The sequence below is a fragment of the Bacillus pumilus genome, assembly GCF_009937765.1.
In the GTDB taxonomy this organism is placed as follows: domain Bacteria; phylum Bacillota; class Bacilli; order Bacillales; family Bacillaceae; genus Bacillus; species Bacillus pumilus_O.
Genome location: NZ_CP047089.1, coordinates 1,453,989 through 1,465,897, shown reverse-complemented (window position 1 = coordinate 1,465,897; position 11,909 = coordinate 1,453,989). Strand labels below are relative to the sequence as shown.

At 42.0% G+C, this 11,909-nt stretch carries 12 protein-coding genes; 1 reads left to right on the top strand and 11 read right to left on the bottom strand.

Features of this window, described 5'->3' with window-relative positions:
• Nucleotides 1-163 precede the first annotated feature (163 nt).
• Nucleotides 164-943 carry an HAD family hydrolase gene (locus GPS65_RS07085; RefSeq protein WP_012010844.1) on the top strand — a complete coding sequence of 260 codons (780 nt, stop codon included), beginning with the start codon at nt 164-166 and terminating at the stop codon, nt 941-943.
• Between the two features lie 58 nt (nt 944-1,001).
• On the opposite strand, the gene GPS65_RS07080 is transcribed toward GPS65_RS07085, so the two are convergent.
• The 11 genes from GPS65_RS07080 to coaE form a co-directional block, all read right to left on the bottom strand.
• Complete coding sequence (locus tag GPS65_RS07080) at nt 1,002-1,922, bottom strand: methyl-accepting chemotaxis protein (RefSeq protein ID WP_144481855.1); 921 nt, start codon at nt 1,920-1,922, stop codon at nt 1,002-1,004.
• A 168-nt stretch (nt 1,923-2,090) separates the two neighbouring features.
• A complete protein-coding gene (gene thrS, locus GPS65_RS07075; RefSeq protein WP_012010846.1) occupies nt 2,091-4,031 on the bottom strand; it encodes a threonine--tRNA ligase in 1,941 nt (646 codons plus the stop codon).
• A gap of 336 nt (nt 4,032-4,367) precedes the next feature.
• Nucleotides 4,368-5,237: a putative sporulation protein YtxC gene (gene ytxC / locus GPS65_RS07070; protein WP_012010847.1), complete on the bottom strand. Its 870-nt coding sequence runs from the start codon at nt 5,235-5,237 to the stop codon at nt 4,368-4,370.
• Between the two features lie 60 nt (nt 5,238-5,297).
• Nucleotides 5,298-5,936 (bottom strand): TVP38/TMEM64 family protein, encoded by a 639-nt coding sequence (locus GPS65_RS07065; RefSeq protein WP_012010848.1) that lies wholly within the window; start codon nt 5,934-5,936, stop codon nt 5,298-5,300.
• Nucleotides 5,937-5,969: 33 nt separating this feature from the next.
• Nucleotides 5,970-6,899, bottom strand: coding sequence for a primosomal protein DnaI (gene dnaI / locus GPS65_RS07060; RefSeq protein ID WP_012010849.1), 930 nt, complete (start codon nt 6,897-6,899; stop codon nt 5,970-5,972).
• 17 nt (nt 6,900-6,916) lie between these two features.
• Nucleotides 6,917-8,341, bottom strand: a complete 1,425-nt coding sequence (gene dnaB, locus GPS65_RS07055) for a replicative helicase loading/DNA remodeling protein DnaB (RefSeq protein WP_012010850.1) — start codon at nt 8,339-8,341, stop codon at nt 6,917-6,919.
• Between the two features lie 102 nt (nt 8,342-8,443).
• Nucleotides 8,444-8,902: a transcriptional regulator NrdR gene (nrdR, locus tag GPS65_RS07050; RefSeq protein WP_003216720.1), complete on the bottom strand. Its 459-nt coding sequence runs from the start codon at nt 8,900-8,902 to the stop codon at nt 8,444-8,446.
• Between the two features lie 4 nt (nt 8,903-8,906).
• Nucleotides 8,907-9,293, bottom strand: coding sequence for a hypothetical protein (locus GPS65_RS07045; protein ID WP_012010851.1), 387 nt, complete (start codon nt 9,291-9,293; stop codon nt 8,907-8,909).
• 186 nt (nt 9,294-9,479) lie between these two features.
• Nucleotides 9,480-9,860, bottom strand: a complete 381-nt coding sequence (gene speD, locus GPS65_RS07040) for an adenosylmethionine decarboxylase (protein WP_003216492.1) — start codon at nt 9,858-9,860, stop codon at nt 9,480-9,482.
• Nucleotides 9,861-10,094: 234 nt separating this feature from the next.
• Nucleotides 10,095-11,117, bottom strand: a complete 1,023-nt coding sequence (locus GPS65_RS07035; protein WP_012010853.1) for a glyceraldehyde-3-phosphate dehydrogenase — start codon at nt 11,115-11,117, stop codon at nt 10,095-10,097.
• A gap of 172 nt (nt 11,118-11,289) precedes the next feature.
• Nucleotides 11,290-11,895, bottom strand: a complete 606-nt coding sequence (gene coaE, locus GPS65_RS07030; protein WP_012010854.1) for a dephospho-CoA kinase — start codon at nt 11,893-11,895, stop codon at nt 11,290-11,292.
• Between the last annotated feature and the right edge of the window lie 14 nt (nt 11,896-11,909).

Below are 11,909 nucleotides of genomic sequence, written 5' to 3'. Positions count from 1 at the left end.
AATTGATGTATGTATTATTTACTGTCTTTCTATTCTATCATGTGCGGTCAATGTTCAAATATCTCTCAAATCTTTTCTTTATTGCCCTCATCTTCTATTGTAAAATGAACTTGAGCCGTCACTTGCAATTGAAGGTAACACATACATAACAAGGGAGAAGATCATGAAAGCCGTATTTTTCGATTTAGATGATACTTTGCTTTGGGATGAAAAAAGCATTCATACCACTTTTCAGGAAACATGCCGCGAAGCGGAAAAGAAATATGGACTGAATCCAGAAACATTTGAACAGATTGTTCGTGAAGAAGCAAGAAAGCTGTATTCTTCCTATGAAACATATGATTATACTGTCATGATCGGAATTAATCCTTTCGAAGGCCTGTGGTCCAATTTTAGTGAACCGATTAGCGAAGGCTTTCAAAAATTGAACGCCATTGCACCAGAGTATCGCAAGAACGCTTGGACCAATGGCTTAAAAGAAGCAGGAATTGACGATGAAGCATTTGGACAATATTTGGCTGATTTCTTTGCCGCCGAGCGGAGAAAACGTCCATTTGTCTATGAAGAAACGTACCCTGTTTTAAACCGCCTGAAAGGTAACTATGAACTGCTCCTTTTAACAAACGGAGATCCTAGTCTTCAAAAAGAAAAACTGGCCGGTGTCCCTGAGCTCGCACCTTATTTTAACGAAATTGTGATTTCAGGAGATTACGGGAAAGGCAAACCCGATCCAGGTATCTTTGAGCACTGCCTTCAGCTGTTAAATCTAACAAAAGATGATGTGATCATGGTGGGAGACAATCCAAAAACAGATATTCTTGGGGCATCTCGCGTTGGTATTCAAACCGTTTGGATCAATCGACATGGCAAAAAGAATGAAACAGATGTCACGCCAGATTATGAAATCAAAGACTTACATGAATTGTTTGATATTTTAAAATAGAACAAACGAGAAAACACCCTTCTCCTAACGAGATTGGGTGTTTTTTTGTTTACTTAAACTACACAATTTCCGCTAGATTTTGCGCTTGCTTGTCTAAATTGCGGGCTGCTTCTCCTATATTGATAAATTCCTCGTTTGTCTGCTTCACAAGATCACGATTTGTAAACACCGTTGTTTTGGCACGGTTCGTTCCGCTGCTGACCTTCTCTACTTCCGCATGAATCGCCTTTACATATTGATCTACTTTGACGATCGCTTCTTTTGAATCCGTTGCAAGCTTTCGAATTTCTGCCGCCACTACACTAAAGCCATTTCCATAGGAACCTGCATGGGCCGCTTCGATCGCCGCATTTAATGCAAGGAGCTGGGTTTGTGAGGAAATGCTGTTAATCGTTGTAGCGATAGAGCTGATGGACTCTACCTGCTCTTTTAATCCTTTTAATAAGCTCATATTCTGATCTGTTTCGTTTGCTATATGATCAAAGGAGACATTGACTCTTTGGCTATGCTGGATGCCTACTTCCGCTCGCTCCGTTAATTTCGCAGACATCTCCTTTAGGTCATCTACGACCTGTTTCATCGTGTTTTCTCTCTCTGTTATGTCTGTTGCGACTTTCACTACCCCCACTACGTGTCCCTCTTCATTTCGGACAGGTGTATATGTCGCTTCAAGCCATAAGCTGTTACCATTCTTCGTCGTCCGCTGCACCTTTTCCTGAAAGACTTGCCCCTCTTTCAAACGCTTCCAAAACATCTGATAGCTTGAATGTTCTGCAATATGAGGAGGACAAAACTGTTTATGTTTTAAACCAATCATCTCTTGCGCTGAATAGCCCATGGCTTTTGCAAAAATATCATTGACCCATAGGACTTCACCTGTCACATCAAATTCAATCATCGCCAGTGAGTGTTCCAACGCCCGAAGTACTGCTGATCGCTCCAGTACTTGTAATGATAAAGTGTTTGTTGTTTGCATCATCGCTTTCATTCCCCCAATTTAACTCGAACCGATAGTACATACTTACCCATACTTTCGCACTATCTAAACGTATCATTCAAAGGACTGGATCACCAGTAGAGGATTTTCCCAAAAGAAAAAGCCAGTGATCTAAAAAGAAAGATCACTGGCTGCTTCACTTGAAAAAATTTATTTTTTCGCTTCTGCGACTGCATGTTTCACAAAGGCTTCAAGATCCATAGTTTCTGAATCTTGCTCTCCGTATTTTCTTACATTGACTGCGCCATTTTCTGCTTCTTGATCTCCGACCACTAGCATGTACGGGATCTTTTGCATTTGCGCTTCTCTAATTTTGTATCCGATTTTTTCATCACGGCTGTCAAGTTCAACACGAAGACCTTCAAGCTGCAAACGTTCTTGTACTTTTTTCGCATAGTCTAAATGGACAGACGGTGAAACTGGGATGACTTGGAATTGTACAGGTGCCAGCCAAGTTGGTAGGGCTCCTTTGTATTCTTCAATTAAGAAGGCGACAAAACGCTCCATTGTAGAAACAACACCTCTATGAATCACGACTGGACGATGGTGCTTGCCATCTTCTCCAATATATGTGAGATCGAAGCGCTCTGGAAGTAAGAAATCAAGCTGTACAGTAGACAGTGTCTCTTCTTTTCCAAGAGCTGTCTTCACTTGCACGTCAAGCTTCGGACCATAAAATGCTGCTTCGCCTTCTGCTTCATAATAGTCATGACCAAGCTCGTCCATTGCATCCTTTAGCATCGATTGTGCTTTATTCCACATCGCATCATCGTCGAAATACTTCTCAGTATCTTCTGGATCACGGTAAGATAAGCGGAATGTGTAGTCATTCAAGCCAAAGTCTTGATACACTTCTTCAATTAGGCGAACTGTACGAATGAATTCGTCTTTGATTTGATCTGGACGAACAAAGATATGGGCATCGTTTAATGTCATACCGCGAACACGCTGAAGGCCGGATAAAGCACCTGACATTTCATAGCGGTGCATTGTACCAAGCTCTGCAATACGAATTGGCAATTCGCGATAGCTATGCGGCTCGTTTTTGTAAATCATCATATGGTGCGGACAGTTCATTGGACGGAGAACAAGATCTTCGTTGTCCATTTCCATCACAGGGAACATGTCTTCTTGATAATGCGCCCAGTGCCCTGATGTTTTATACAATTCAACATTTGCAAGAACTGGTGTATACACATGCTCATAACCAAGGCGTACTTCTTTATCGACAATGTAACGCTCAATCACGCGGCGGATCGTTGCGCCTTTTGGCAGCCAAAGTGGTAGACCTTGACCTACCTTTTGAGAGTTCGCAAACAGTTTTAGCTCTTTTCCTAGTTTACGGTGATCGCGTTCTTTCGCTTCTTCAAGCAGGCGTAAGTGCTCATTTAGATCATCTTTGCTGAAGAAAGCTGTACCGTAAATACGCTGAAGCATTTGATTGTTGCTGTCACCTCTCCAGTATGCACCAGCAAGGCTTAGCAGCTTAAACTCTTTGATTTTCCCTGTTGATGGCAAGTGAATCCCGCGGCAGAGGTCAAAGAACTCACCCTGCTCATAAATCGTAACAGCTTCACCTTCTGGAATCGCTTCTAACAGCTCAAGCTTTAATTGATCACCAATCGCTTCAAAGCGTTTTTTCGCGTCTTCTCTTGAAACTTCAATTCGCTCGATTGGTAAATTGCTGTTAATGATTTTTTTCATTTCTTTTTCAATCTTTGGTAAATCTTCTGGTGTGATGGCAACATCGATGTCCACATCGTAGTAGAAGCCATTTTCAATCACAGGACCTACGCCAAACTGAACGTGATGTTCTTTTCCATACAGGCGTTTGATTGCCTGTGCTAGCAAATGAGCTGTGCTGTGGCGCATAATGTCGAGTGCTTCATCACTTTTATCTGTGATGATCTCAATTGTTCCACTTTCTAGTAGCGGCGTACGCAGATCTATTTCTTTGCCGTTCAATTTACCGGCAAGCGCTTTTTTCTTTAGGCCTGGGCTAATTGATGCCGCGATGTCTTCTGTTGTAGCTGTTTTGTCAAACTCCTTGACCGCTCCATCTGGAAATGTAAGTTGAATTTGTTCTGACATCTCTGGTCACTCCTTTTTTGGCAATATAAAAACCCCGCCCCCTGGAAAGGGACGAGGTTGAATAAAACGGAATCGTGGTTCCACCCTTTTTCCCGTATTTGCAGCTTACTTTTTCATAAGCAAACACGGCTTGTGGTTCGATAACGGGAATCCCCGTCAGCCATTACTAAAACGTTCACAGCTGATGTTCAAAGGTGGTAAAGCAAATGGTCCTCTGCTAGGAAGCTTTCAGCCTCGGCTTCCCTCTCTTTAAGCGGGTGTTCATTTGTTCATGTCCTTATCAATACGGTCTCTGTATGAAGTTACACCGTATTATAAAACGTTTTTTCGTGAAAATCAAGAAAGCTTTTCACTTTTCTGTTCCAAATGGTCATGGACAAATCGAACATGGTGTTCTTGAAATGAATGAGCCGGGAATACCTCGACCCTTTCTTGAAAAATATTTTGAATGGTTTGTACCATCGAGTGACCTGTATCATTTGTAAACAGGTCAATTTTTTGAGGCGCTATGGATACGAGTGGTGCAATCAGCTGCGAATCAATATACATTGGATGCTCTCTTACAAACTGTCTGTCTATGTATTGTTTTTGATCACGCTCAGAAGCGTACCGAAATTCCCAAATCATCAGGCGATCTTGATGCACAACATGTACTTTTTCGAGCTTCGGTTCTTTTGCCATCACATAGTCTCGAAGCGATTGAATAAAGTTTTGATATTCTTGTTCCATTTTGTATTCTTCAATGGAGACTTCAACATAGTTCTTCAGCCTCCTGTCATACTCTGACAGCCTGAATGTCATAAATGAGCCAATTGAAAAAATACCTTGATGTAAAGAAATCGTCTCAAGCTCCTTTGTTAACAGGGCTTCTCTTGATGGTTCTTGATGAATGCCGGGAATATCATCTAAATCCCCATTCATGATGCTGTGGGCGATGGAAAGAATTTGGTGCTGTTCTTCAGGATCTTTAAATAAATACGTGTTTTCAAGAATGCTGCGCATGCGCTCATTTTCTTTGCATTCCAAAAAAAAGTGAACCAGTAATGGCCGCACAATGGGCTCAAGTCCTTCTTTTGATTCCTTCGCCTCTATGAGAAGTCGGTCTTTCCCTTGTTGAATTGACATGTGATGCCGACTGTCCAAGTGTTCAGCAAGATGTAAAAAAGCGGCGGTATCATATTCATCTTCAAAGATTATTTCAAGCATGTTTGTCCCCCCTAACGACATCTGTTACATATATATGGGGAGAACATAAAAAATAGACGCCTAAAATAAATCAGGCCTCTTTCTTTTTAGAACGAGCGGAACTGAGATAAAGATGAGATAAATCAAACAAACGATTGCTAAGGCGGCATAATTGCCGCTGACAAAGCTAGAACCAAGGACATTTAAGGCCACTGTACCCGGTATTAAACCTAAAAAGGTAGCTGCCGTAAATGCACGATAATTCGCACGTGAAGCTGCTGCCGCATAGCTGACAAAGTCAAAATGGATGGGGGCAATACGCAATAACAAAATGTAAAGAAACCCATGCTCCTGAATGCGGGATGTCACCGCTCTCAGCTTCCGGCTGCTTGATTCTGTTTCCTTCTTTTTGGAACGAAAGGTTGTAGCAAGCAGGAAGGAGCCTAATGCGCCGGCGGTTGCACCGACGAGGGCATAAATCGTCCCAAGAACACTTCCGAAGGCCAAACCTGCTGCCAGCGAAAAGACCGTAAGCGGGACAAGAACAAACGGGCGAAAAAGAGATAAGAACAGAAAAACAAAGGGAGCCAGCAGTCCAAATTGTAGCACCCAATTCTTCACATCTTTCGGCGCCAGCTGAAGATGCTGTTTGTTCAGCCACCAAAGTAAAACAGCGAGACCTGCAATCACGAGAAAAAGTAGCCATTTTCTTTTGTTCATTTCATTTGCTCCTCCTTCACGTGATAGACACTTTTATAAATGACGGCGGTTTTCTCCTTCGAGCAAGACTGCCTCTGCTAAATAGAGAATCCGTTCCATTAAACGAGCAGCTTTGACCTCTTCTTTTTCCCCGCGCTGTGAATACGTAAAGTGATGCTTCAGTTCACTTGGTGAGAAATTAGAGGAGAAGAAAGTCGGCAGCTGCTCTGCCATACGATATTGTAAAATCGTTCCAAGTAGTTCATCTCGAACCCAGCTTGTCATCGACTCGGCCCCAATATCATCAAGCATTAATATAGGAGTGGATTTGACCATGTTCAGTTTTGATTCTAATGTATGATCGGCTAACGAATTTTTTAGCTCTCTTACAAACTCAGGCACGTACACAAGGAGAGATGGATATTCCTTCTCCGCTAACTGCTGCGCAATGGCTGCCAGAATATACGTTTTTCCTACTCCAAACTTTCCGTGTAAATATAAGCCTTTTCCTTTGCCCGTCTCGTCATAGCTTTGCAGGAATTGCCCTACTTTTTGAATGACTTCCTGTCTTCCTACAACGTTCAAATCAGCAAACGTTGCTTGAAGAACATTTTGCGGAATGTACATGCTTTTCATGAGCTCTTGCTGTTTTTTCTGTCTATCGAACCGTAGCTTGACTGGACAAGGGGAATATTCAATATCAATACTCTGACCTTTAATCACAAGCTTTGGGTGATAACCGTCTAATATCGCATTGACGTTCTCTTCATCTAAGCAATATGAACAGCCCTTCGCCTGCTGCACATATTCAAAAAGCCGGTTCAAGCTGCGATTGATCATGTCTTCGTGTATGTCTTCTTGGTGCTCCTGTAAAAAAGCTTTTACATCTTCATCAGATAACACACTCTCTTTAATCTGATTGTATCTCACACGAAAATCTACGCGCCCTTTTAGCTGATCAAATGAACGACCGATCGGTTTCATCCTCATCTCACCTCTTCTTAATGTGCATTGTACTTTTTCATATTTTTAAACTGATCTAACAGTTTTTCTTTTTCTCGTTCGAGATCTTCTGTCGATAGACTGTCTGTTTGTTCTTTTGCTGGCTGTTCTTTCGTTTCGGTTTCTTTCATCCAGTCAGGAAGCTTCTCTTCACGAACAACTTTCCCTGATCCGTATGTGCTGCGCTGCTTTTTCTGCTGCGCCCATTCTGTCATTTGCCTATTCTCTTCTTTGGCAATTTTCATGGCTGCTGCCACAGTTTTAATTTTCTTTCTCACCCAATGAGCGGCAATTTTTTGCATATATGTTTTCGACAGCTTCATATCTGTTTTCAGCAATGTATAGTAGATCAAAACATTCATGACCCCTGGCTCTAGCTGCTGCTCAAGCATAATATCCTCGACAATTCTTAAGTCAGCATACGTTGGCTCAATGCCATCAGCCATATCTTTTAGCAGTTCCCTAGGCGAAATGTGGTCAAGCTTTTCAATCAGTTTTGCATCAGGCGTATCTGCTAACGGCGACTTTGAAGCATCTTGACGCAAGTGTCTCGGCTGTTTTTGATCAATGAGTTTTGGCTGCTCGCCTCTATATTCAATTTGGTACCAGTCTCTTGCCGCTTTTCTCAATTCTTCTGTTGAGATCATTTGATCAGAACCGCAGGCGCCTGCTACAATATTTTGCATTTGAAGCGGGGTGATGCCGTATACAACGGCTAACTTCTTAATGGTTTCTTTCACCTGCTTTGTCAAAGCCTTTCTTGGAATCATCATATCAGACATACCCGCTAACAATAGATCGAAATCAAAGGAATCGTCTGAGAGCGGAGCCGGCTGACTCGATCCAACGGTCACATATTCATAGCCTTGATCAAGTGATGACGCCTGATTGATTTCTTCTGTCATCCTGCGTTCACCTGGCTGCAATACGTGAAAGACTTCTTCAAACGACCGCGAGATGTTCTTTGCCTCTGCCGGAACACCGGGATACGAGAAATAATCGCGAAGCTGCATATATTTCGCTTTCTCTACACGATGGTACAGCAGGACATTCAACATTCCATCTTGGAAAAACTCATCTGGTCTTAGCGGCGGCACAAGCTCATATGTAAACAGTCTGCCTTCTTCCGTTTCCTGTTCATATGTGCGGAGTAAACCAATCGCTTCAAGCTTTAAACGTTCCTCAAATATATCATTCAAATTCGTTTGCAGCATGACCATGAGCTGCCGATGAGGTGCGGGTTTCCCCCACATACGATTTTGTTCCAGCTCTCCCCACAGCGTCATATATAAGCTGAAAGCGGACATACCTATAAGCGGCTGATATAAAAGAGTGATGAGCTGTCTATCGATGTCACCGAGCAATGAAGCGCTTTTGACGACATATGGATCGACGGCTAGCACTTCCTTCCAATGCTCTGTCATATGCTGATCCTCCCCATGAATTGCAATTGTTTCTATTGTACACCCTTTTTGCGTTTTACGCTTTACGCAGGAAAAAGAGCGTGAAGAATCTTCAGCTCTTTTTTAGCGTTCTTTCTTTAATAAATCTTTTAATTCATCAATAAAGACGTTGATATCTTTAAACTGCCGGTAAACCGAGGCGAATCTGACGTAAGACACTTCATCAATTTTTGCCAGCTCGTCCATCACCATTTCACCTACAAGCTCACTTTTCACTTCTGACATGCCTTGATTACGCAATTCTTTTTCGATATTAAAGCAGACATCCTCCAACTGCTTTAAAGCAACAGGACGCTTTTCACACGCTTTAATGAGTCCTCTCAGCATCTTTTCGCGACTGAATTCTTCTCGAATTCCTTCTTTTTTCACCACAATCAGTGGTAATTCTTCTAATTTCTCAAACGTCGTAAAGCGATATTGGCAGCTTTCACACTCTCTTCTACGACGGATGGATTTCCCTTCATCTACTGGTCTTGAATCAAGCACCCTTGTGCCAAGGTGCTGACATGTGGGACATTTCATATCATCAGCTCCGATCTATTCTTGGAAGTTGTTTGTCTAGTTCATCATAAAGGGAAAAAATCGTTTTCGCACTATAGCCAAAATCTGTTGGCAGGGCTGTTTCTGTTGTCACATTAAAATCGACAGCTGTTTCAAAAGGACGAATTGAAATGACAGTCGCTACGAGAAAGGCTTTTTTCGGCATTGTGATATTTGCGCTCATTTCACCTCGTTCTGCTGAAACAGATGTCACTTGATAGGAAGCGTGCCTAGAAAGCATGGCTTCCAATGCTTGAAAAACTTGCGCATTCGTCGATTTGTAGTAATGGCTTTTCAGTTCTGACACTGGATGCTCGTCAGATGTTTCTGTATGATTTGACATGAACCGTTTGAACTTTTGTCCTAAAGTCATATACGTATCCCCTTTGCCATAATGCCTCTTCTTTATTTTATAAAAAAAACCTTTGTTTTCCTAGAACAAAAGTATAGGCAAGTTGGGGAATGTTGGATTTTCTCTATTAAACAAATATAAAAAGGAGCATAACACAAAGGCATGTCAATGCTTTTGGCCAGCTCCCATTGCGATCTTTTTTTATGTTTACAGTGCTTTGGCTTGTGCCTGTTTCACTTGTACAGGTCCCATGCCTCGAGGAATTTCGATGTTTTCTCTTGTTTCAGCACCTAATTCATCTCCGATATGATCTGCTGCAATATTCGGATCTAGGTCGCCGCAAGTATAAACATCTATGCTCGCATAACCATGTTCAGGAAAGCTGTGAATTGTCAGATGAGATTCAGAAATAATGACAACTCCACTTACTCCTTGAGGTGCAAATTTGTGAAAAGCAACCTCTCTTACCTCAGCTCCTGATTTCAAAGCTGCATTTACAAACGTTTTTTCAATAAAATCCATGTCGTTCAGTTTATCACAGTCGCATCCCCATAACTCGGAGATAACGTGACGTCCGATTGTTTCCATCATGGACCCCCCTTAAACAAGAATGAAAGAGTGAAGTTCTAAGCAGCCGGACCGGACATATACCACGGGGGAAAGTTAGTCCAAAGAGGTCCTAACCCTTTAAGTATACCCGAATGAGTCTGCGAACAAGAAGTTCACGAAAAATAGTATACTTTGTTTAGACCCATTTTGCAAGCTGTGTTTTCAATGGGATTTTCTCTCATTTCTTGAAAAGGGACGTTCGTCTTCTTCATTTCAAACAGCAGAAAGCTCTTTCATCTGCGATCCGACAAACTTCACAAGATCCACTACTCTGCATGAATAACCCCATTCATTGTCATACCATGCAAGAACTTTTACTTTTCTATCCCCCATCACCATCGTTGTGAGTCCATCTACGACAGCTGAATAAGGATTCGTATTAAAGTCTGTAGAAACAAGCGGCTCATCCGTGTAATCTAAGATACCGGATAAAGAAGTTTTTGATGCATTAGAGAAGGCTGCATTGACTTCTTCTGCTGTGACATCTTTTTTCAAGTCGACAACAAGATCAACCATCGATACATTGGAAACAGGCACACGAAGTGCGAGTCCATGTAATTTCCCTTTCATGTGTGGCAGCACTAAAGAAAGCGCTTTAGCAGCACCCGTCGTAGTTGGAATAATGGACTGGGCACATGCTCTTGCCCGGCGTAAATCCTTATGCGGGTTGTCGATATTTTTTTGATCATTTGTATATGCATGAACCGTTGTCATTAAACCGTTGTCGATGCCGAATTCATCATCTAACAATTTGACAACTGGTGCTAAACAGTTTGTTGTACAAGATGCGTTTGAAATAACGACGTGCTTTTCAGGATCAAGATCATCCTCATTAACGCCCATTACAATTGTAACGTCTTCATTTTTACCTGGAGCTGTAAGTACGACTTTTTTCGCTCCGGCATCTATATGGCCCATCGCTTGATCTTTTGAATTAAATTTCCCTGTTGCTTCTATGACGATATCAATCCCAAGCTCTCCCCATGGAAGCTGCTTTGGGTCTCTGTTATTGAGCAAAAGCACTCTTTTCCCATTTACAATCAGGGCGTCATCTTCTGCTATCACATCGCATTCGTAACGTCCATGATTTGTGTCATATTTAATTAAATGTGCTAGCGTTTCGGCAGGATAGCTTGCGTTCACCGCTACAATTTGAATTTGATCATCAAGCATTGCTTTTCTGAAGACCATGCGTCCAATTCTGCCAAACCCATTGATCGCTGCTTTTACCTTCATGAACAGGTCACTCCTCTATTATGTGTTATACTCAATAAATTTATTTATGAAATTAGTATATCACATTAGAATGTAATTGCCAGTATATAAACGTATATTTTCTAAAAAGGGCTGTTCTTTTCAAAGGAAATGAGAATAAAGCATAAAAAAAGAAGAGTACTTGTATGTACTCTTACTTATCTGTATGTTCCCATTCATTTAATATGTTCTGCAATTGCTTTCGAATAAAAGCAAGGTCTTGTGTATTTTCTATCACGTGGTCTGCTTTCTTACATTTTTCCTCAAGAGGCTGCTGAGAGTGAATCCGATTCAGCGCTTCCTCCTCACTAAGGTCGTTTCGATTCATGAGTCGTGATAGCTGTAATTCTGGTGTTGTATACACCACAATAATACGGTCGACGAGACTCTCCAGCTGACTCTCAAATAAAAGCGGGATATCCAGGACAACGAATGTTTCTCGGCTATTAATGCCTTCATCACGCTGCCTGAGCATTTCCTTTCGCACTTCTGGATGAACGATCGCATTTAACTGCTTTCTTTTCTCTTCATTAGAAAAAATAATGGCTCCGAGTTGCTGCCGGTCCAGCTCTCCATTTGGCAGGAGGACACCCTCACCAAAGGTTTGAACGATATGATGAAGGGCGGGTGTTCCTTTGCCGACCGCTTCTTTTGCAATCACATCTGCGTCCACAACCCGGATGCCCTGCTCTTTTATCATCTGCGAGACTGTGCTTTTTCCGCTAGCAATCCCGCCTGTTAATCCAATGACAAGCGTCAATTGATTTCCTCCTT